The organism is Micromonospora sp. HK10 (assembly GCF_000982955.1).
Lineage (GTDB): Bacteria > Actinomycetota > Actinomycetes > Mycobacteriales > Micromonosporaceae > Micromonospora.
In genome coordinates, this window is record NZ_KQ058850.1 from 89977 (window position 1) to 110536 (window position 20560).

Sequence of the window (20560 nt, forward strand, 5' to 3'; positions counted from 1 at the left end):
GTCAGGCGAGACCGAGCCGGTGCAACGCGCCGGCCACGAACCCGCGGACCGACCGGTCCCAGCCCGGTACGTCGGCATCGAAGTCCGAGGTCCGGGCCTCGGTGAGCACGTCAAGGGCCAGGTCGGGTAGTTCCTCGCCGAGCCGGTAGGCCAGCCCCACCGCGGCCGTGACCCGGACGATCGCGGCGGGCGCGGAGAGCAGCTCGTAGAGGCAGGCGTCGATCCGCGCCGAGCTGACCGGACAGTGGCCGAGGGTCAGGTTGGCGCTGGCCCGGGCGGCGGCGCCCGCCTCGCTGTCCGGCACCGCGACAAGCCCGGCCAGCGCCGCGTCGTCGGGCGTGAACCAGGCGAGCAGTTCGGCGGCGTACGCGGCCAGCCGCGGGTCCGGATCGGTGAGCCAGCGGAGGTACCGGTCGGTGTGCCGGGCTCCGGCATGGAAGGCGTCGGCCTCCCAGCGGACCGCCACGCCGTCGGCCACTTCCGCGGCCTCCTCGTGCTCGAACAGGTCTTCGGCCTCCAGGTGCCGCTCCACCAGCGCCACCTGCTCGTCGGTGACCCCCTCGGCGGCGGCGAAGGTCCGCCGCGGATCGAACGGCAACTCGTCGTCGCGCCGGTCACCGACCACCACCGAGCGCAGCAGGTCGGCCACCGCCGCCCGGTCCGGGGTGTCCGGGTCGTCGATGAGCGCTACCAGGAACGGCACCACGTGGCAGCTGGCCCCCCACCGCGTGCCCTGGTGGTAGACGTTGCCGAACAGGGCGGACAGCGCGCCGTGCCGGACCGGGACCTCCGCCGAGCGCAGCGCCCGCAACTGCTCCGGTACGTCGACGGCCGGCCCGTACGCGTGGTGCAGCGACTCCCAGGGGATCTCGTTCAGCCCGGCAAGGGGGTCGGTCAGTTGCTCCATCCAGCGGTTCTATCAACAACCGAAGCGAGTCGTGGGATCAACCTCCCGCCCGGCCTCCGTATCGTGACCGGACGGGCGGACGTTCAGCGGCGGGTGCGCAGGGCTTCCGGTGCGCGGTGGACGCCTGGGCCGCCCCGGGCGGGCGGCCGGTGACGATCAACCGGGCCGGTGGCCGTCCGGGTGCCGCGCTATCACGTCTACCGGTTCCCCGGCCGCAAGCCGTTCAGCGCGACCCGCTCGCTGCGGCAGGAGTGGCGCATCTGCGCACACCTGCACCCGCGGGGCTTCCCGGTGGCGGAGCCGCTGGAACTGGTGGAGACCGCGGCGGGCCCGGTCCTGGTGTCCCGCTTCCTGCCCGGTGAACCGGCGGGGCTGGACGGCGGACAGGTCGGTGAGCTGCTCGCGCGCCTGCACGACACGCCCGTCCCGCCGAGGTTGGCGCCGGTCGACCACGACGGCTACCCCGTGGCCGAGGCGATCGGGCGACGGTTGAGCCGCCGTTGGGAGCAGCTGCGGGCGTACCTGCCCGACCTGCCGGAGGCGCCCTCGGTCGAGCGGGCCACCGCCGCGCTGGCGCCCGTCGGACGGGCGGCGGTCCTGCTGCACCTGGACCTGCGGGCGGACAACCTGTTGACGGAGCACGGGCGGATCACCGGGTGGGTGGACTGGACCTGCGCCATGGTGGGCCATCCCGGGGCGGAGTTGGCGCGGCTGTCGGAGTACGCCCAGTTGCCGGAGAACGGCCTGCGGGAGCGCGACGTCCTCGCGGGATACCGGGGTCGGGCCGCGCTGCCCGTGCTGGAGCCGGCGCTGGAGCCCTGGTCCGGCTGGACACCGTACTCATGCTCGGCGTCATCTTCTTCTCCTACGCGCCCGACCCGACCCGGCAGGAGTGGGTCCGGGGGCGGATCGAGGAACTGACGGCGCGAAGCCGGGAACTGCTGGCGTAGCCGGTTCCCGCGCTCCAGGTGTGGGCCCGCGGCAGCGGGTGCCGGGGAAATCGGTTTGCCCCGGTCCGGAGTGCACGGTTGACTCTCGCCATGCCTTCCCCCTCACCGGTCTTCGTCGCGGGCACGGGTCGGTCCGGGACGTCACGGATCGCCGACATCATCGGCGAGCATCCGCTGATCCACCGGATCCCCATGGAGACCAGGTTCCTCATCGACCCGGGTGGCCTGCGGGACCTTGCCGATGCGCTCACGCACCGGTACGACCCCACCGTCGGTGAGGACGCCCTGCACCGGCTCAGCGACTTCCTCACCGTACGGGTGCCCGGCCGGCGCGACGATCGCGGCAAGACCGTTCCCGAGCTGGTCGGCGAGCGGCGCTACCGGGACGCGGTGCAGCAGCTCTGGCCGCGGTTGGTCGCGTACACCTTCGACGAGCCCGCGCCCGCGGAGGGCTTCGGCGACGCCGACCGGCCGGCCGGTCCGTTCGCCCCGCGGGGCCGCCGGCGGGTGGTGCCCCGGTACTTCGACGACCGGGGTGAGCTGCTGGCGATCCTGCGGGGTCTGGTCGACACCCTGTTCGGCGGCGCGGCGGCCGACGCGGGCAAGCCGACCTGGTGCGAGAAGACCCCGTTCAACCTGCTGTGCATGGAGTTTCTCTGGGAGCTGGTCCCGGAGGCGACCATCGTGCACATCACGCGTCACCCGGTCGCGGTGCTCGCCTCCCACCTGGCCCAGCCCTGGGCGCCGCCCACCGTCGACGGTGCGCTCGCCTACCTCACGCCGATCTACCACCGGTGGCTCGGTTGGAAGGGCACGGTCGACCTGACCGGCCGGCGGTACGTCGAGGTGAAGGCGGAAGACCTCGCCGCCGACTGGCCCGGGCAGCGCCGCGCCCTGTTCGAGCGGCTCGGCGTCGAGGACTTCGCCACCGTCGCGACGTTCCAGGCGCACAAGCTGAGCAACCGCGACAACCAGTTCGACGACGACACCCGCCGGTCCGTCGAGGCGGCCCTCGGCGAGATCATCCCGGCCATGGGGTACGAGTGACGGCTCCCGCTCTCCACCCCGGCGGCGGCACGGCGCGCCGCTCGACGGCTCGGTGACCGCCGCGCCGGGCGCGCCGGGTCAGGCGGTGGGGGCCGCGGCGTACCCGGGCCCGCGGCTCTCGCTCGCCGCCGTGGCGGGGTCGCGGTCCACCGTGGACCGCCGGACCACCAGCGTCAGCCCGGCGAGGACGATGGCGGCGGCGGCCAGTTCCGTCGGGCCGACCCGCTCGTCGAGCAGCAGCCACGCGGCGCTGAGCCCGAAGACCGGCACCAGCAGGCTGAACGGCGCCACCCGGGTGACCGAGTACCGGGCGATCAACCGGTTCCAGATGCCGAAGCCGACGAGCGTCGACAGGTACGCGACGTAGGCCACGGCGAGCAGCGCGCGCCAGGACAGCCCGGTGATCGCGGCCAGCACCGACTGCGGGCCGTCGAGCGCGCCGGCCAGGCCGAGCAGCGGCAGCGGCGGTACCAGGCTCGACCAGACCAGCAGGGACAGCGGTCGGGTCTCGCCGCTGGCCCGCATGACCAGGTTGGCCACGGCCCAGCTGGCCGCCGCGAAGAGGGTCAGCGCGAAGCCGATCACCGTGGCGTGGCCACCGCTGTCCATCGCCAGCACGCCGATCCCGACCGATCCGACCAGTACGCCGACCACCTGCGCCCGCGCCGGCCGCTCGCCGAGCACCGCCGCCGCCAGCAGCACCGACATCAGCGCCTGCGCCTGCAGCACCAGCGAGGCCAGGCCGGCGGACATGCCGGCGGCGAGCGCGGTGAACAGCGCACCGAATTTCAGCACGCCGAGCACCAGCCCGTAGCCGAGCACGTAGCGCAGCCGGGCGCTGGGGCGCGGCACCAGGAAGACCAGCGGCACCGCGGCCGCCACGAACCGCAGCGCGGTCAGCACGAGCGGCGGCAGGTCGCGCAGCCCCACCTCGATGACGACGAAGTTGACGCCCCAGATGGCGGCGACGAGCACGGCGAGCAGCCGGTGTGATGCCTTCATGCCGGTTACGGTGCCGGACCGGACGCTTAAGGACCAGTTCAATGTTCTTCATCGCCGATGTAGCCTGGCTACATGGATCTGGACGTTCGCCGGCTGCGGGTGCTGCACGAGGTCGCGCTGCGCGGCAGCGTCACCGCCGCCGCGGCGGCCCTGCACGTGACCCCGTCGGCGGTCTCCCAGCAGCTCGTCCAGCTGTCCCGCGAGGCCGGGCACGACCTGGTCGAGCGGGCCGGGCGGGGCATCGTGCTCACCCCGGCCGGCGAGGTGCTGGCCAGCCACGCGAAGACCGTGCTGGGCGCGGTGGAGCAGGCGGTGGCCGGGCTCGCGGCCATTAGGCACGGGGTCAGCGGCACGGTGCGGATCGGCGCGTTCGCGTCCGCGGCCGGGGCGCTGGTGGCGCCCGCCGCCGCCCGCGCCCGGGCGAAGCACCCGGAGCTGGACGTGCGGGTGATCGAGGCCGAAGACCAGCAGAGCCGCCTCGACCTGCGTTCCGGCACCCTCGACGTGGTGGTGCTCCAGGAGTACGACCACGTGCCCGCGCCGCTGGTCGACGACCTGGACCGGCACCCGATCACCGCTGACCCGATGCACCTGATCACCCCGGTCGGCTGGGGCCGGCGCACCGGCCGGCTGAGCGAGCTGCGTGACGTGCCGTGGATCGCCAGCGCCGAGCAGACGCCCTGCCTGCGGTCCACTCTGCACGCCTGCCGGCTCGCCGGCTTCGAGCCGGACATCCGGCACCGTTCCGTCGACTTTGCGCTCACGCTGGACCTGGTCGCGGCCGGGCTCGGTGCCGCGCTGGTGCCGGCGCTGGCGCTGCGCCACGTGCCGCCCGGGGTGCACGTGGAGCCGCTGGTCGAGCCGGTCACCGAGCGACGCATCTTCGCGGTCACCCGCGCTCTCGGCGGCCGGCCGCAGCGGCCGGCGGTGATTGCCCTGCTGGCCGAGCTGGGCAGCCCCGCCGGCGTCCGGGCCTGAGCACACCGACGAGGTGCGGCCGCCGTCGAGCGGGGGAGCCTAGCCAGCCGCCTGCCTGTCAACGTAGCGTTGACAGATGACCGTGGAGTTGGCTCGGCTGGCCGAGCTCGGCGACGCCCGCATCCGCCTGGACGAGCGGGAGTTGGAACTGATCGACCGGGCGCGCTACGCCGGGGCCACCTGGGCGGAGATAGCGGCCGTGCTGGGCCTGGGCAGCCGGCAGGCCGCCGAGCAACGCCGGCAACGGCTGGCCGCCGCCCAGCGGTCCCGGCGACGGGAACTCGATCTCCGCTACTCCGCGCGCATCGCGGCGTTGCGGGCAGCCGTATCCGAGCTGCGGCGATGGATCGACGCGGACCGGGCGTGGGACACCCGGTTTCCCCGGGCGGCGCTGGTGCGCAGGACGGCCGAACACGCTCGCGATGCCGCGCCGGGCTCGCTGTACGCCCTGGCCCGGCATCTCGTCGACGACCTGGCGGGCGCGGCGCATTTGCAGGTGCCCGCGCCGGCCCGGGCGGCCGTCACGGCGATGGAAGCCGTGATGTCAACGCGAGATTGACGTACGGCTTCGGCCTTGCTTCACCCGGACTCAAATATCCAGGATGTGAGTCGTATCGACTCAACCCTGGAGGGCGCATGCGCCGCAACGCCGGCCTGTTCGTGGCGATCTCGCTGCTGTCCGGCCTCGGCAGCAGCGCCATGTCCCTGGCCTCCGGGATCTGGATCCTCGACCTCACCGACTCCAGCAGCCTCGCCGCGCTCGCGCAGCTCTGCGTGTACGCCCCGGTCCTCGCCGGACCGTGGCTGGGCGGCGTCCTCGACCAGGCACCGAGGCGACCGCTGATCATCGCCGTGAACCTCGCGCTGGCCGCCGTCCTGCTGTCCCTGTTCGCGGTCCGGGGACCCGGTCAGGCGTGGCTGATCTTCACGGTCTCGGTCGCGTACGGCGTCAGCTACGTGTTGATCGACGCGGGTGAGACGGCGCTGCTGCCGTCCGCGTTCTCCGCCGCGGAACTCGGCGCCGTCAACGGCTGGCGGTCCAGCGCGCAGGAGGGCATGAAACTGATCGCGCCGTTGGCCGGCGCGGGCCTCTACACCTGGCAGGGCGGGCACGCGGTAGCGGTGCTCAGCGCCGTCATGCCGGTGCTGGTCGCCGTCCTGTACGCGGCGCTGCGGCTGAACCGCACCCCGCCGGACCTGCCCGCCGAACGGCAACGCGGCCTGCGCGCCGGGGTCGCCGTCCTGTTCGGACAACCGACGATCCGGGTCCCCGTCATCCTCGCGGCCGTCTCGATCGCGATGTCCGGCTTCACGACCGCGGGCTTCTACGCGACGGTCACGACCGAGCTGCACCTGCCGGCGACGTTCCTCGGGGTGCTGGTCAGCGGGCAGGGCGCCGGTTCCGTCGCCGGCGGGCTGGTCATCGGCCGAATCGTCACCCGGTGGGGCCCGGCCGCGGTCGGAGTGGCCGGCACGGTCCTGTTCGCCGCCGGCTGCCTCGGCCGGTGCCTGCCGTGGTGGCCGGGCGTCCTCGCCGCCTCGGTGGTGGCGGGCGTCGGCCTGCCCTGGACCCTGGTCGCAGCGGTCACCGCGATCCAGACGCACACCCCCACGGAGCTGCTCGGGCGGGTCTCCGGCACGGCCAACACGGCGATGTTCGGGCCCATCGCGCTCGCCATCCCGCTCGGCGCCGGGGCGGTCCACCTCGGCAGCCGTACGCCGCTCGTCGCGGCGGCCGGGGTCTGCCTCGCCGCCGCGGCCATCGTCCGCCGCCGGCCCAGGGTGCCGCGGAAGCGCGCCGCGACGATGGTGCGGACGTCCTGACCCAGGCTCGCGGGCGAGCGACCCCGCTTCAGGGACGGGCGGCGGACACCTGCGCCGACCAGTAGGCGCGAGCGACCGTGGACGACGTGGCGGCCAACCGTGGACGGGCCGGCAGCCAGACCGTCTGGACCCCGAGGTGCGCGTTCATCGCCGCGAGCTGATGCTCCTGCCGAAGGTCCCCGGCGCTGCGCAAGCCGCGGACGATGACCGTGGCGCCCCGGCGCACGCAGTAGGCGGCGGTCAGGCCGGCCCAGGTGTCGACCTCGACATTGCCCCAGGCTCCCGGCAGCTCCGCGCGTACCCGGGCGGCCCGGGCCGTGGCCTCGGCGGTCGGCCGTTTGTCGGCGTTCACCGCCAGCAGCACGACGACCCGGTCGAACATCACCCGGGCCCGGGCCACCAGGTCCCGGTGCCCGGGGGTGAACGGATCGAACGTGCCGGGATAGACCGCCAACGAACCGGGCCCGGGCACCGCCGCGGCGGCTGACCCGGCGGTCACCGCGTCTCCAACGACATGACCGCCATCATGCCAGCCGTACCGTCAGGCTTCCGTCGCCGCCGCTCCGGCCGCGTCGCGCCCCGGAAACCCGGTTGGCGGACCGCCGGAGGCGCTGCTAACGTCCGCGCAGGCCGTGCGAGAGACCGAGGAGGTGGTACCCATGAACGTTTCGACGTGGGTGCTCCCCTCGAGGGTCACGGTCGGGCGATAGGTCGTCCGGGAGCGCCGTTCACGAGCCCTCCCGAAAGGTACGACCATGCACTTCACCGCCGAACAACGCCTCGACGACGGCGTACTCGAACGCGAATTCACCCTCGGTGAGATCCCCGGCATCCTGTGGACGCCCGGATCGGCACCGGCACCGGCACCGCTGATCCTGCTCGGCCACCCCGGCGGACTGCGCAGGATGTACCCCCGGCTCGTGGTCCGGGCCCAGAACTGCGTGGCGGCGGGCTTCGCCGCGGCCACCATCGAACTCCCCGGCGGCGGCGAGCGACCCCGCCGCGCCGACCTCGACGAGGCCCGCGCCGACCTGCACCGGGCGCTGGCGGCCGGCCAACCGGTCACCGACGAGATCGTCGAACGGCTCGTTCTTCCGCTGGTCGACCAGGCGGTCCCGGAACTGCGGGCCACCCTGGACGCGCTGCTCGCCCGACCCGAGCTGCGCGGCCCGGTCGCCTACGCGGGAGGGGTGATCGCGATCGGGGTACGCCTCGCGGTGGTCGAGCCGCGCCTCGCGGCCGCCGTGCTGTTCGCCGGCAGTTACGTGCCTCGCGTCATGTTCGCCGAGGCCCGGCAGGTCACCATCCCGTTGCACGTGCTGTTGCAGTGGGACGACGAGGGCAACGACCGTCAGCTGGCCCTGGACCTGTTCGACGCGTTCGGCTCCGCCGAGAAGACGCTGCACGCCAACATGGGCGGGCACACCGGCATCCCGCACTTCGAGGGGGACGCCGTGAGCCGGTTCTTCGCCCGGCACCTCAGGTGACGCCGGGCAGCGGCACCCGGTAGGAGCCGGCCGCCCCGACCGCGGCGGCGCCGTTCATCGGCGTACCGCGGTCGGGGTGCGGCCCCGCACCAAGGTGGACAGCGGCCCGGCGGTCACCGCCCGGCGGCCGCGCGCAGCATCGCGTCCGTCTCGGGGTCGTCCATCAACTCGCGGACCTCCTGCGCGCACCGGCAACCAGCGGCGATCTTGGCCGCCCAGACCAGCGCCTCCTCGCGGGTGGCCACGTCGACGACCGCGAACCCGCCGACGACCTCCTTGGTCTCCGGGTACGGGCCGTCGGTGACCGTGCCGTCCGTGGCCACCACGCTCGCCCGCTGCCGCTCCAGCCCGCCGCCGAACACCCACACGCCGGCGTTCACGGCCTCCTGGACCACCTCGTGCGAGGCCTTGCCCACGTCGGGCATCTCCGCGGCGGGGATGTGGTCCATCGCGCCGTCATTGAACGAGATCAAGTACCGCGTCATGCCATGACTCCCTTGTCCCGGCGGCATGCTCCGGCCGCCGCTCACCCCTGCTACGAACCGCTCGCCTCGGATCCGACGTTATGCCAGAAGAACTTTTCCCGGGACTTCTGCCACCCGGAAGCCGCCTCGTCCTGGCCGGGTGTCCGTGCACGCTCCAGGCAGGTTGGTGTGGCAACCGGGCGACCTCGATACTGGCCCGATGGCGGAGTTGACCCGGTGGACGATCCACCGCGAGCGGGTGGTGGACGACACGCGGCGGGCCAGGCTGAGCATCGCATCGGTGGAGCTGCCCGACGGAGTCCGGTTCGAGCAGTACGTGATCCGCGCCCCCCGTTCGGCCATGGTCGCTGTGCTGGACGACCAGCGGCGCTTGCTGCTGATGCGACGACACCGCTTCGTGATCGACCGCTGGGTCTGGGAGCTACCCGGTGGCTACGTCGACGACCAGGAGGAACCGGTTGTCTGCGCGGCCAGGGAGGTTGAAGAGGAGACCGGCTGGCGCCCGGGCGCACTCGAACCGTTGCTGACATTCCAGCCGTGGGTCGGCACGGCCGACGCGGAAAACCTGCTGTTTCTCTCCCGGAGCGCGGAGCACATCGGGCCACCCACAGACATCAACGAGACGGAGCAGGTTGCCTGGATTCCGCTCGGCGAGGCGCGTGCGCTGGTGAGCAGCGGTGAGATCGTCGGCGCAGGCACCGTGATGGCGGTGCTGGAGTTGGTGGCCCGGGACGCACGCGGCGAGTGGTAGCGGTCATCGTCGGCTGCCCAGGACGGCGTTCACTCGCGTGCTGAACTGTCGTACGGCGGCCCGGTTTCGGTATGGCGCCAGCTGGGACTGCAGGTCGCGTACGTAGCGGACGGCTCGCGCCGAGCGAAGTTGCCCGGTGAGCGTCAGTGCTTCCGTGCCGATGGCGCAGGCGCGTTCCGGCTCTCCTCGTCTGACCTGCACCGAAGCGAGCAGCGACAGGTTGAACGCCTTTCCTCGGACGTAACGCTCGTCCATCTTGAGTGACCGGCTGGCGAAGCGCTCAGCGGGCAACGCCCTGCCGAGGGCCAGGAAGCAGTGCGCGAACTTCGCGGACAGGTAGGCCTCATCGAAGTAGCCAAGCCATTGCGGGTTGCCGCTGCGGTCAGCCTTGTCGAGGGTCTGTTCGGCCTGGTGCAGGGCGGCGGCACAGGCTTTCTCGTCCCGGGCTGTGGCGTGGGCATGGGCTTCCATCACGTGCGCTTCGGCAAGCAGGACGGCCAACCCGGCGCGTTTGGCGGTCTGCCCGGCCGCCCGGGCGAGGTCGATTCCGGTCGCGGCTTGACCGAGGTAAGTGGCCTGGTGGCTCATTGCGGCCAGGATCTCCGCGCCCAGACCGGCATCGTCAGCAGCGCGGGCGAGGTCCAGGGCGAGGGTCAGGTAACGCTGAGCGACGCCGTGCTGCGCAACGTCATAGGCCTGCCATCCGGCGAGCTGGGTCAGCTCGGCGGTTGCGCTGAGCAGGCTGCGGCCGGTCGCCGTGTCATACCGGCCGTCGGTCAACAGCGGAGTGACCTCCTCATGGAGGTAGCGCGCCACCGCGCCACGGGCATGGCCCCCGCCGTACCGGTTGTCGAGTTGGCGAAAGGTCTTGGACATCTCACGGACGGTCGCGATGTCGGGCTGGCCGACGATGCGACGGCCGGACGCGTTCAGCGGCGGCCCGGAGGGTGCGGTGAACCAGCGCAGCGCCGGAAGGAGGTAACTCGTCGAGGCGAATGACGTCTGGCGGATCAGGTCTCTGCGGTTCACATCGCCTTCCCAGAGCCGTACGGCGGCATGCAGGTCGTCGCGCCAGCACCGGTCGGCCGCGGCGTCACCCTGCCGCTGCTCGGCGGTGCCGGCCATGTCGTGCTGGCATGGCCTTCGCGTGGGCGCGAGGCCCAGCGCCATCCGGGACTCGTCGGGCATGCCGAGCCCGGCCGCTACCCGTTCCAGCACCTCGATCGTGCTGATCCTCCGTCCGGCCACGACGCGACTGACGTAGCCCTGCTCCAAGCCGACGCCAGCGCCGATCCGGGTCTGGCTCGCGCCGGTCAGCTGGCCGATCCGGCGGAACAACGCCCCGATGTTCCGGCTGCGCAGCGCCTCGCAGACGACGCTGTCGGACCAGACATCGGAAGGAATTCGAAGCGGGTCAACTAGCACGTCCAGCTCCCCGGCGTCGCCACATGACTACTGACGGTGTCTGTCGGAAGCCTAGAACGTGATCAGAAACGGGTCGAGAAGCGTCATGTCACCGTGACATGACGTGCCGACATGGCTGCTGAACCGGGTTCAGCGGCACCGTGCTGGCATGACAGTCAACTCTGAGTACCTGGCCGCAGCGGCGACGGCCCCCGCTCGGCTGACGTCGTACCCGTGCGGGCGGGTGGTCTGGGCGACCGCCCGGCGGGCGCGGTCCCTGCCGGCGGCGCTGCGCGGAGAGCGCGCGTGAGCAGCCACGACCCGGTGCTGCCGATCTGGAGCTGCGGCGGCTGCGGCGCGCCGTGGCCCTGCCGCACCCGCCGGCGCGAGCTGCGCGCGGAGTTCGACGGTGCTCCGCTGTCCCTGGCGCTCTATCTGGGCGCCCAGCTGGTGCGCGCCGCCGAGGACCTGACCTGGCTACCGGCCGGGGTGCTGCACCGACGCTTCCTCGGCTGGCTGCGGTGAGCATCCTGCGGCCCGGGGACGAGAAGTTCCACTACAGCGATGGCTCGCACCGGTGGATCCCACCCGATCCGGACTACGACCAGGCGGTCTGGGACGAGCAGGTCCGCCAGCACAAGCAGGGCCACCTGCGCAACGAGCGTCCCAAGGTCCGCATCCAGCGGCTCGTCTGACGGGGCGTCGGTCAGCCGGCGCGCCGCGTCGCCAGGCCGGTGCAGCGCTGTGCGGTGGCGAGCCGGTCGAGGATGCGCTGCCGGCCGGCCCCGGTGGCCCGCACCGGCTGGCCATTGCCGGAGACCGTCGCCGGGACGAACTGGCTGTCCACGACGGTCCGGCCCCGCACGACCAGGTTCAGCACCCCGGAGTCGGTGCTGTGCGAGGTGCCGTACCAGAGGAAGTTGCCCAGCCCGTAGTGCACGTAGGTCGGGCCCAGCCAGCCGTCGGCGAGCAGCGTGTGCGCGTGCGTACCGACCACGATGTCGGCGCCGGATCCGGACAGTTTCCCGGCGAACGTCTTCATCTCCGCGCTCGGGCACGGGTTGCCCTCCACGCCCCAGTGCATGAAGACGATGACCAGGTCGGCCTGCTTGCGGGCCGCGCGCACCGCGGCGGTGGCCCGGGCCGGATCGAACGCCATGGCCACCCCCGACCGGGTGTCCGTCGCCCGCCACGACCCGGCCAGGTCATGCACCTGCGACATGCCGAGCACCGCGATGCGCAGCCCGCGCACGGTGGTCAGCCAGGGCGCGTACGCCGCGTCGGCATCGCGGCCGGCACCGAACACCGGGTAGTCGGCTTCCGCGGCGGCGGCCAGGGTGTCCGAGAGCCCCTGCCGGCCGTAGTCGAGGATGTGGTTGTTGGCGATCGACACCGCGTCCACCCCGGCCGCGCGCAGCGCCGCGAAGGCGGTCTTCGGCGCCCGGAAGTGGTATGTCTTCGGTTCCGGGGTGCCCCGGTCGGTCACCGCCGTCTCCAGGTTGACCAGCGTGAGGTCGGCGTCCCGCAGCGCCGAGGCGATCGACCCGAACGCCGACTCCGGATCGTCGAGCAGGCGCCGGGTGCGGCCGGTGAAGTGCACGTCGCCCGCGAAGGTCAGCCGTACCTCGGCCGCGGCGTCCTGGTCCGCCGTCGCGGGAGCGGCGGCGGGCGGCGTCGGACCCGGCGTGCCTCCGTGCCAGACCGGTTCCGGGCCGGTCGAACCGGTGCCACATCCGGCCAGCCCGACGGCGGCCGCCACCACCAGCGCCGTGCGCGCCCGCTTGCCGATCACGCGGCGAGGGTACGCGGTCCGAGGCCCGTCGCGCGATCCGTCGGTCGCCCCCGAAACCGTCATACCCTGCGGAAATGGCTGACCGGTCGAACAGTGGTCGGCCGTGCGCCTGAGCGGTGGCGCCGCCACCGGCCCCGGATGTTGTTAGGCTGGCTCCGGAGACCGCGCTGAGCAAGGTGAGGGAGCGGATCATGGTGACGGGGGACGACGACATTTCGGGGTGAGCAGCCCCGGCCGCACGCCGGCCTGCGCCGACGGTGGCCTGCCTTGTCGTGGACCTGTCCGCCCCGCCGGGGCGTCTTTGGCGTACCCCGGTTCTCCTGTCGAGGGTGTCTCCCGATGTCTGATGTCTGCATCGTCTGTACGAACCTGTCCTTTTCCTGGCCGGACGACACGCCGGTCTTCCGGGACCTGTCCTTCACCGTGCCGCCCGGCCGCACCGGCCTCGTCGCGCCCAACGGCGCGGGCAAGACGACCCTGCTCCGGCTGATCGCCGGTGAACTGGCCCCCACCGGGGGTGGCGTGACCGTCGAGGGCGTCCTCGGCTACCTGCCGCAGAACCTGCCCCTCGCCGGTGAGCTGACCGTCGCGCAGGTGCTCGGGATCGACGCGGCGCTCGCGGCGCTGCGCGCCATCGAGGCGGGCGACGCGGCCGAGGAACACTTCACCGCCGTCGGGGACGACTGGGACGTGGCGGAACGCAGCCGCGCCGAGCTGGACCGGCTCGGCCTCGGTGACGTGGCGTTGGAGCGGCGCCTGCACACGCTCAGCGGTGGGCAGGTGGTCTCGCTCGGACTGGCGGCGCAACTGCTCCGGCGTCCGGACGTGCTGCTGCTCGACGAGCCGACCAACAACCTCGACCTCGACGCGCGGCACCGGCTGTACGAGGTGCTGGAGAACTGGTCGGGGTGCCTGCTGGTGGTCAGCCACGACCGGGTCCTGCTGGACCGAATGGACCGCATCGCCGAACTCTCCCGCGGTGACCTGCGCCTGTTCGGCGGGAACTTCACCGCGTACGAGGAGGCGGCCCGGGTGGCCCGCGAGGCGGCGGAACGCGGCGCACGCAGCGCCGAGCAGGAGGTGAAGCGGGAGAAGCGGGAGATGCAGCAGGCCCGGGAGCGGGCCGAACGCCGCGCCAGCAACGCCGCCCGCAACCTCGGCAACGCCGGGCTGGCCCGCATCGTCGCCGGTGGACTCAAACGCAGCGCCCAGGAGTCGGCGGGCCGGGCGCAGCAGGCGCACGCCAACCGGGTCAGCGAGGCGCAGACCCGGCTCGACGAGGCCAGCCGTACGCTCCGCGACGACCAGACCCTGACCCTGGACCTGCCGGACACCGCCGTGCCCGCCGGCCGTACCGTGGTCGCCGCCGAGCACCTGCGGGTGCAGCACGGCGACCGGGCGGTCTTCGCCGGCGACGGCGTCGACCTGAGCATCCGGGGACCGGAACGGATCGCGCTGACCGGCCCCAACGGCGCCGGCAAGTCCACGCTGCTGCGCCTGTTGCAGGGCGAACTCGAACCGGACGCCGGGCAGGTGCACCGCGCCGACGGGCGGGTCGCCTACCTGTCGCAACGCCTCGACCTGCTGGACCTCGACCGGAGCGTCGCGGACAACTTCGCCGCGTACGCCCCCGACCGGCCGCAGGCCGAACGGATGAACCTGCTCGCCCGGTTCCTGTTCCGCGGCGCCCGGGCCCAGCTTCCGGCCGGGGTGCTCTCCGGCGGCGAACGGCTGCGCGCCACCCTCGCCTGCGTCCTCTACGCCCAGCCGGCACCGCACCTGCTGCTGCTCGACGAGCCCACCAACAACCTCGACCTGGTCAGCGTGGGCCAACTGGCCAGCGCCCTCACCGCGTACCGGGGCGCGTTCGTGGTGGTCAGCCACGACGAGCGGTTCCTCACCGAGATCGGGGTGCGGCGGTGGCTGCGCCTCGACGGCGGCCACCTGCGCGAGATCCCCGCACCCGACCTGCCCGCCTCGTGACGAACGCGAGCCATGCGTTGTGCCTCGTGGCCGTAGGGTGAGCCGATGACGAGGCAGGCGGCGGCCGACGCCGGGGTGGCCCGGGCCGGCAACCTGCTGGAGGTCGGCCGGATCGAGGCCGCCCGGCAGGAACTCGCGACGGTGCTGGCCGGCGATCCCGAGCACGTCGAGGCGCTGTGCATGTTGGCCCGCGCGTACCAGGCGGAGGACGAGTTCGCCGCGATGCGGGAGGCGGCGGCGCGGGCCGTGGCGGTCGCACCGGCGCAGCCCGAGGGTCACCTGCTGCTCGCGTTCGCCCAGCTCGGGGTGGACGACCCGACGGCGGCCCGGGCCAGCGCGGCGGAGACCGTCCGGCTCGCCCCCGACGACTGGCGCGGGTACGCGGCGTCGGCGCTCGCCTCGTTCAATCTCGGGCAGCCCCGCCGGGCCTTCCGGGTGATCAAGCAGGCGGTGGTGTTGGCCCCGGACTCGGCCGGCCCGCACCACATCCGGGGGTTGATGTTCCAGACGATCGGCTGGCACCGGTCCGCCAACCGGTCGTACCGGCGGGCGCTGGCGCTCGACCCGGAGCACACCGCGGCCCTCACCGGGCTCGGTCGGGTCGCGGCCACCCAGGGGCGGCTGGCGTCCGCCGCCGGGCATCTCAGCGCGGTGCTGGCCGCCGAACCGACCAACCCCACCGCCCGCGCCGAACTGGACCGGGTGGTCATCGGCGGCCTCGGCGGGTGGGCGCTGATGTCGGTCTGGACCGGAGGCTTCATCGGCATGTTCGCCATGCTCCCGTGGGTGTGGGCGCTGGCCGCGCTGCCGCCGCTGCTGTGGCTGCTGTGGGCCGCCCGGACCTGGCGTGCCCTCTCCCCGGGCGCGCGGGTGTACGCCGGACATCTGCTCCGCGCCGACATCCGGGTCCGCGCCCGGCTGTTCGGGCTGGCGTTGTGCGCGCTCACCGCGGTCGGGCTGTTCGGCACCGCGCTGGGCCAGGATCCGGACCGGCCGCCGTCGGACGTCATGCTGGGCCTGATGGTGGCGCACCTGCTGGCGCTGTTCGTCAGCGGGGCGGCCGTGTTCGCCGTCGACCGCCGGGTGGCCGGCCCGCCACCGCCCGCGCCCGGATCGGCGGCCGGTCCGGGCGGCACCCCGGCGGATGCCCCGAGGACGGCCGGCGCCGCGGCGCAGCCGTCGGGCACCGACCTGCTCGCCGAGCAGCGCGCGGCGTCGTACGGGGGCCGGTGGGCGCTGCGGTTGGCCCGGGCCGGGGCGGTGTTCACCGTGCTGCCGCTGCTGCTGGCCATCGATCCGCCGGCGTCCTGGCCGGCCCGGGCAGCCGTCGGCGTGGCCGCGCTGGCCGGGTTCCTCGGCTACGGGGTGTGGTCGCGGCGCCGGCTCATCCGGCGGCCCGGCCGGGAGAACGCCGCGCTCGGGCTGCTGCTCGTCCCGCTGACCCTCGCCGCGCTGCTGGAACTGGTCACCATCGTGCTGAGCGCGCTCCTGCCGTCGGGTCCGCTGCCCGACAGCGTCGCCGGGCCGGCGTTCCTGGTCACCTGCGCGGGCCTGCTGGCCTGGCTGGGCTGGCTGCTGCTCGCCGGTCTCCGTGGGCTCGGCCGCCTGGCCCGGGCCGCGCGCCGGCGATCCCACCGCGCGACGGGCTAGACGGTGCCCGACAGGTACGCCCGGCGTCGGTCCGGTTCGAACTTCTCGATCGCGTACCGGAGCATCACCCGCGGCATGTCCCGGTAGCGGCCGGCCAGGAACTCCTCCGCCGCGGCCCGGTCCCGGTTGCCCACCTCGCGCAGCATCCAACCCACCGCCTTGTGCACGAGGTCGTGCGGGTCGCGCAGCAGCCGGTCGGCGAGCCGGAAGGTCCATTCGAAGTCGCCGGCCCGGATGAAGGCGAACGTCGCCATGACGGCGATCCGCCGGTCCCACACCCGGTCCGACCCGGCCAGCCGGTCCAGCACGCCGCGGTCCCGGTCGAGCAGCCAGGGCCCGACGAGGTACGGGGCGGACGAGTCGACCAGGTCCCAGTTGTTGATGTGCCCGGTGTTGGCCAGCACCAAGCGGAAGATCCGGCCCCGCTCCGCCTCGTCGCCCTTGGCGAACTTGCGCACCAGGATGAAGAGCGAAGTCAACCGCTCCTCGTGCACCTCGCCGGCGAGCAGTTCCGCCGTGTCGGCCAGGGTCAGGTCCCGCCAGTACCGGGCGGCCACCCGGCGCTGGTCCGGCACGCTGACGCCGATGGCGCGGTCGCCCTCGCCGTACCCGCCGGGGGCCATCTGGAGGAACCGGCTGGTTGCCGCGGCCCGCCCCGGATCGGCGAGGCCGGCGAGGTCGCGCCGGACGTCGGCGGTGGTGGCCATGACCGGTGAACCTACCGCCACCGCCGGTGCGCCGCCGCCAACCGGGCCCCGGCCCGCCGTCACCGCCGCCGGGGCGTGACCAGTCCCGACTCGTACGCCCAGACGACGAGCTGGGCCCGGTCGCGGCAGTGCAGCTTCGTCATGGCCCGGTTCACGTGGGTCTTGGCGGTCAACGGGCTGATCACCATGCGCTCGGCGATGTCGTCGTTGGTCAGCCCCCGGGCGACCAGCTCGACGACCTCCTGCTCCCGGGCGGTCAGCACGTCGCGCCCGGCCGCCGGGTCGGCCGGCGGCGGGCCGGTGACGAACTCGCTGATCAGCGTGCGGGTCACCGCCGGGGCGAGCAGCGCGTCCCCGCGCGCCACCACGGCCACCGCCTGCAACAGGTCGGCGGGGTCGGCGTCCTTGAGCAGGAACCCGCTGGCGCCCGCCCGCAGCGCGGCGAAGACGTACGAGTCGAGACCGTAGTTGGTGAGGATGAGCACGCGGACCGCGGTGAGGTCGGGGTCGGCGGCGATCCGCCGGGTGGCTTCGATGCCGTCGAGCCCCGGCATCTGCACGTCCATCAGCACCACGTCCGGCCGGAGCCGCCGGGACAGCTGGACGGCCGACGCGCCGTCGGCGGCCTCGCCGACCACCAGCAGGTCGTCCTCGGCGTCGAGCAGCGCCCGGAAGCCGGCCCGCATCAGCGCCTGGTCGTCGGCGAGCAGCACCCGGACCGGCCGCCCGGCGGTCGCCTCCGGCGCGCGGTCGGTCATGCCGGGCCGTTCAGCGGGAACGTGGCCCGGACCGCGAAGCCACCGTCGTCGCGGGCCGCGGCGTGCAGCGTGCCGCCCAGTCCGGTGACCCGTTCCCGCATGCCGTTCAGGCCCACGCCGGGGGTCACCGGCCGGACCGGCGTGGCCTGGCCGTCGTCGGTGACCGAGACGGTCAGCTGCGCCGGGGCGTACGCGAGGTGGATCTGCGCGGTGGCGGCGCCGGCGTGCCGGGCCACGTTGGTCAGGGCCTCCTGGACGACCCGGTAACCGGCCTGGTCGACCGCGCTGGGCAGGCCCCGGGGCTGGCCGGTCACGGTCACCCGCACCGGTACGCCGGCGGACCGGGTCCGCTCGGCGAGTTCCGCCACCCGGTCCAGGCCCACCTCGTCGGCGTCGGCGGGGGAGCGCAGCACGTCCAGCGTGGCCCGTAGCTCCCGCATCGCCGCGGCGCTGGCCTCCTGGATCGCCAGCAGCGCGGCCGACGGCTCCTCGCCCTGCTTGCGGGCCAGGTGCACGGCGATCCCGGCCTGCACCTTGATCAGCGAGATGCTGTGGGTCAGCGAGTCGTGCAGGTCCCGGGCGATGCGCAGCCGCTCCTCCCCGGCGCGGCGCAACGCCATCTCCTCGCGGGTGCGTTCGGCCTCGACCGCCCGCTGCTCGACCTGCTCCAGGTAGGCCCGGCGCTGCCCGGCGACCAGGCCGGCGACGTTGGCGGCCACGAACCAGCCCAGCAGCAGGGCGGTCCGCTCGGCCAGCTGCTGACCGGCCTCGCCGGCCGGCGCGACCGACACGTCCCGGGCCAGGAAGCCGGCGAGGAAGCCGACGCTGGCCAGCACGGCGGCCCACCGGTGCCCGCGCCAGGCGGCGAGGTAGACCGTGCCGAGGACCGGGAACGCGGCCGTCGCCCCGGCGTGCACCCGCAGGTGGACCAGCAGCATGGCGGCGGTCACCACGGCCAGCGCCAGCACCGGGAACCGGCGGCACACCGCCAGGCCCGCCACCATGATCAGGACCAGGGCGACGTCGGCCGGCCCCGGTGCGGCGGCGTCCGGGCTGAGCGCGGCGTTGCCGAGCAGCAGGACGCCGAGGGCGAGGCCGGTGAGGGCGTACGGCAGGTCGCGGCGCATGACCGGACTGTAGAACGCGCGGTCCGGTCCGGGCATCCCGCGCCCGCGGTAGCTGTGGGGTACCGCGACCGCGGTACCGGCGGCCGGGCAAGTGCCTGCGGCGGCACGACGTTTTCCCGGCCCGCCGAGACAAGCATCGAGCCCATGACATACCGCTTCTTCACCCCCGCGCCGGCCAGGACGGCGAGTGGACTCACCGCGGCGGTCTACCGGCAGCTGCGCGACGAGTTCCTCGGGCCGGTGCCCACCTTCCAGGCGCTCGCGGCGGTGCCCGAGGTGCAGGCCGCGACCTGGTCGCTGCTGAGAGAGGCGCTGCTCGCCGGGGACGCGTCCCGGGTCGACCGGGAGCTGACCGCGTCGGCGGTGTCCCGGGCCAACCGGTGCCGGTTCTGCGTCGACGCGCACGTGATGCTGCTGCACGCCCTCGGCGAGCACGCCCTGGCCGAGGTCATCGCCCAGGGCGGCACGCCGCCGCAGCCGGGGCACGCGGAACTGGTCGCCTGGGCCGAGGCCAGCCGCACCCCCCGGGCCACCGCCTGGGCCAGCCCGTACGGCCCGGAGGTCACCGGCACGGTGCTCGCCTTCCACTTCATCAACCGGGTCGTCTCGGCGCTGCTCGACCCGGATCTGCTCCCCGGCGGCCTGCAACGGTCTCCGGTGGTGCGCTCCTTCGGGGGCCGGCTCTACGCCCGGGCGGCCCGCGAGCCGAAGGAGCCCGGTGGCAGCCTGCCGCTGCTCGGCGTCGATCCGCCGCCGCCACCGGCCTGGGCCGGACGGAGTCCGGTCGGCGTCGCGTACGCGGCGCTGCGCGACGCCGCCCGGCGCGGCGGCGACCTGCTGGGCGACGTGGCCCGGCGGACCGTCGAGGCCACGGTGCGCTGGGAGGACGGCCGGCACCCGGACCGGCCCACCGACTGGGCCGTCGACCTGGTCCGGGACGTGCCCGGCGCGGACCGCGTCGGGACCCGGATCGCGCTGCTGGCGGCGTTCGCCCCCAGCGCCGTCACGGCCGGCGACGTCGCCCTGTGGCGACTGTCCCATCCGGACGACGCCGACCTGGTGCGGCTGGTCGCCTTCGGGGCGATCACGGCCACCGAGCACGTCGCCCAGACCCTGTCCCCGGCCCACCACTAGGAGATCGTCATGCGCAAGGCTCTCGTCATCGTCACCAGCGTGCTGCTCGTCGTGTTCGTCCTGCAGTTCGTCTTCGCCGCCGTGGGTTCGTTCACCAAACCCGCGGGCGAAGGCGCGTACGCGCTGCACAGCGTCACCGGGATGGCGGTGATCCCCGCCCTCACCCTGCTCACCGTCCTGTTCGCGATCCTGGCGAAGGCGCCCGGCAGGCTGGTCGGTCTGGCCGTCCTGCCGCTCGGCCTGGTGCTCCTGCAGGGGCTCATCGCCGCGCTGGCGAACGCGTTCACCGACGCGGGGGGTGCCAGCACCCCGCTCGGCCTGACCTTCGCCGGGCTGCACGCGCTCAACGGCATCATCGTGGTCCACGTGGTGGTCCGGGTGCTCCAGGCGGCGCGGAAGCTGGCCGGCCCCGCGCCGGTCGACGCCACCGAAACGCCGGTGCGGGCCGGGGAGCCGGCGTGAGCGTCGCCTCGCTCATCGCCGCCGACCTGCTGATCGCGGTCCTCGCGGCCGCCGGGTGGCTGGGCGCCGGCGCCGCGGCGGCCGCCCGGCGCCGCCGGCTCGCGCTCGGGCT

The 20560-nt window shown here is 73.9% G+C and carries 23 protein-coding genes; 14 read left to right on the forward strand and 9 right to left on the reverse strand.

All coding sequences use genetic code 11. The features are described 5' to 3' along the window. Position 1: 1 nt before the first annotated feature. Positions 2-907 carry a hypothetical protein gene (locus LQ51_RS21175; protein ID WP_046568311.1) on the reverse strand — a complete coding sequence of 302 codons (906 nt, stop codon included), beginning with the start codon at positions 905-907 and terminating at the stop codon, positions 2-4. Positions 908-1075: 168 nt separating this feature from the next. Between LQ51_RS21175 and LQ51_RS21180 the strand changes: the two genes are divergently transcribed. Both LQ51_RS21180 and LQ51_RS21185 read left to right on the forward strand, forming a co-directional pair. Further along, positions 1076-1828 (forward strand): phosphotransferase family protein, encoded by a 753-nt coding sequence (locus tag LQ51_RS21180; RefSeq protein WP_046568313.1) that lies wholly within the window; start codon positions 1076-1078, stop codon positions 1826-1828. 119 nt (positions 1829-1947) lie between these two features. Then, entirely contained in the window at positions 1948-2904 is a 957-nt protein-coding gene (locus LQ51_RS21185; protein WP_231605821.1) for a sulfotransferase family protein, read from the forward strand. A 78-nt stretch (positions 2905-2982) separates the two neighbouring features. Here LQ51_RS21185 and LQ51_RS21190 read toward each other — a convergent pair whose 3' ends face one another. Continuing rightward, complete coding sequence (locus tag LQ51_RS21190; RefSeq protein ID WP_046568315.1) at positions 2983-3906, reverse strand: EamA family transporter; 924 nt, start codon at positions 3904-3906, stop codon at positions 2983-2985. A 72-nt stretch (positions 3907-3978) separates the two neighbouring features. On the opposite strand from LQ51_RS21190, the gene LQ51_RS21195 reads away from it, so the two are divergent. From LQ51_RS21195 to LQ51_RS21205, 3 genes are all read left to right on the forward strand, one after another. Continuing rightward, positions 3979-4884: a LysR family transcriptional regulator gene (locus tag LQ51_RS21195; RefSeq protein WP_046568317.1), complete on the forward strand. Its 906-nt coding sequence runs from the start codon at positions 3979-3981 to the stop codon at positions 4882-4884. Positions 4885-4960: 76 nt separating this feature from the next. Then, entirely contained in the window at positions 4961-5443 is a 483-nt protein-coding gene (locus tag LQ51_RS21200) for a hypothetical protein (RefSeq protein WP_046568318.1), read from the forward strand. A gap of 77 nt (positions 5444-5520) precedes the next feature. Next, positions 5521-6708, forward strand: a complete 1188-nt coding sequence (locus LQ51_RS21205; protein ID WP_046568320.1) for an MFS transporter — start codon at positions 5521-5523, stop codon at positions 6706-6708. 28 nt (positions 6709-6736) lie between these two features. Here LQ51_RS21205 and coaD read toward each other — a convergent pair whose 3' ends face one another. Further along, positions 6737-7207, reverse strand: a complete 471-nt coding sequence (gene coaD, locus LQ51_RS21210; RefSeq protein WP_231605822.1) for a pantetheine-phosphate adenylyltransferase — start codon at positions 7205-7207, stop codon at positions 6737-6739. A 256-nt stretch (positions 7208-7463) separates the two neighbouring features. Here coaD and LQ51_RS21215 point away from each other — a divergent pair, with 256 nt between their 5' ends. Beyond that, positions 7464-8195 (forward strand): dienelactone hydrolase family protein, encoded by a 732-nt coding sequence (locus LQ51_RS21215; protein ID WP_046568321.1) that lies wholly within the window; start codon positions 7464-7466, stop codon positions 8193-8195. Between the two features lie 113 nt (positions 8196-8308). Here LQ51_RS21215 and LQ51_RS21220 read toward each other — a convergent pair whose 3' ends face one another. Then, positions 8309-8680 carry a YciI family protein gene (locus tag LQ51_RS21220; protein WP_046568322.1) on the reverse strand — a complete coding sequence of 124 codons (372 nt, stop codon included), beginning with the start codon at positions 8678-8680 and terminating at the stop codon, positions 8309-8311. A 199-nt stretch (positions 8681-8879) separates the two neighbouring features. Here LQ51_RS21220 and LQ51_RS21225 point away from each other — a divergent pair, with 199 nt between their 5' ends. Continuing rightward, positions 8880-9431 carry an NUDIX hydrolase gene (locus LQ51_RS21225; RefSeq protein WP_046568324.1) on the forward strand — a complete coding sequence of 184 codons (552 nt, stop codon included), beginning with the start codon at positions 8880-8882 and terminating at the stop codon, positions 9429-9431. Between the two features lie 3 nt (positions 9432-9434). Here the strand turns inward: LQ51_RS21225 and LQ51_RS21230 are convergent, their stop codons facing one another. After that, a complete protein-coding gene (locus tag LQ51_RS21230; protein WP_046568326.1) occupies positions 9435-10856 on the reverse strand; it encodes a hypothetical protein in 1422 nt (473 codons plus the stop codon). A gap of 148 nt (positions 10857-11004) precedes the next feature. Between LQ51_RS21230 and LQ51_RS32920 the strand changes: the two genes are divergently transcribed. The 3 genes from LQ51_RS32920 to LQ51_RS33485 are packed head-to-tail and all read left to right on the forward strand — an operon-like array spanning position 11005 to position 11530. Next, positions 11005-11145, forward strand: a complete 141-nt coding sequence (locus tag LQ51_RS32920) for a hypothetical protein (RefSeq protein WP_156313192.1) — start codon at positions 11005-11007, stop codon at positions 11143-11145. Beyond that, positions 11142-11360 carry a hypothetical protein gene (locus tag LQ51_RS21235; RefSeq protein WP_046568328.1) on the forward strand — a complete coding sequence of 73 codons (219 nt, stop codon included), beginning with the start codon at positions 11142-11144 and terminating at the stop codon, positions 11358-11360. The genes LQ51_RS32920 and LQ51_RS21235 overlap by 4 nt, the downstream gene beginning before the upstream one ends. Continuing rightward, complete coding sequence (locus LQ51_RS33485) at positions 11357-11530, forward strand: hypothetical protein (protein ID WP_197087861.1); 174 nt, start codon at positions 11357-11359, stop codon at positions 11528-11530. The genes LQ51_RS21235 and LQ51_RS33485 overlap by 4 nt, the downstream gene beginning before the upstream one ends. Before the next feature lie 11 nt (positions 11531-11541). Here the strand turns inward: LQ51_RS33485 and LQ51_RS21240 are convergent, their stop codons facing one another. Next, positions 11542-12627, reverse strand: a complete 1086-nt coding sequence (locus tag LQ51_RS21240) for a CapA family protein (RefSeq protein WP_197087862.1) — start codon at positions 12625-12627, stop codon at positions 11542-11544. A 339-nt stretch (positions 12628-12966) separates the two neighbouring features. Here LQ51_RS21240 and abc-f point away from each other — a divergent pair, with 339 nt between their 5' ends. Both abc-f and LQ51_RS21250 read left to right on the forward strand, forming a co-directional pair. Further along, complete coding sequence (gene abc-f / locus LQ51_RS21245) at positions 12967-14610, forward strand: ribosomal protection-like ABC-F family protein (RefSeq protein WP_046568330.1); 1644 nt, start codon at positions 12967-12969, stop codon at positions 14608-14610. Positions 14611-14655: 45 nt separating this feature from the next. Next, on the forward strand, positions 14656-16260 hold the full coding sequence (locus LQ51_RS21250; protein WP_046568331.1) for a tetratricopeptide repeat protein: 1605 nt from the start codon (positions 14656-14658) through the stop codon (positions 16258-16260). On the opposite strand, the gene LQ51_RS21255 is transcribed toward LQ51_RS21250, so the two are convergent. The 3 genes from LQ51_RS21255 to LQ51_RS21265 are packed head-to-tail and all read right to left on the reverse strand — an operon-like array spanning position 16257 to position 18852. Then, on the reverse strand, positions 16257-16967 hold the full coding sequence (locus tag LQ51_RS21255; RefSeq protein WP_046568335.1) for a DNA alkylation repair protein: 711 nt from the start codon (positions 16965-16967) through the stop codon (positions 16257-16259). The two genes, LQ51_RS21250 and LQ51_RS21255, sit on opposite strands and share 4 nt — an antisense overlap. Before the next feature lie 59 nt (positions 16968-17026). Then, positions 17027-17725 (reverse strand): response regulator, encoded by a 699-nt coding sequence (locus tag LQ51_RS21260; RefSeq protein WP_046568337.1) that lies wholly within the window; start codon positions 17723-17725, stop codon positions 17027-17029. Beyond that, positions 17722-18852, reverse strand: a complete 1131-nt coding sequence (locus LQ51_RS21265) for a sensor histidine kinase (RefSeq protein WP_046568338.1) — start codon at positions 18850-18852, stop codon at positions 17722-17724. The genes LQ51_RS21260 and LQ51_RS21265 overlap by 4 nt, the downstream gene beginning before the upstream one ends. Positions 18853-18996: 144 nt before the next feature. Here LQ51_RS21265 and LQ51_RS21270 point away from each other — a divergent pair, with 144 nt between their 5' ends. Then, a complete protein-coding gene (locus LQ51_RS21270; RefSeq protein WP_046568340.1) occupies positions 18997-19986 on the forward strand; it encodes a carboxymuconolactone decarboxylase family protein in 990 nt (329 codons plus the stop codon). A 9-nt stretch (positions 19987-19995) separates the two neighbouring features. Continuing rightward, complete coding sequence (locus tag LQ51_RS21275) at positions 19996-20448, forward strand: DUF6220 domain-containing protein (RefSeq protein ID WP_046568341.1); 453 nt, start codon at positions 19996-19998, stop codon at positions 20446-20448. Positions 20449-20560: the final 112 nt, after the last annotated feature.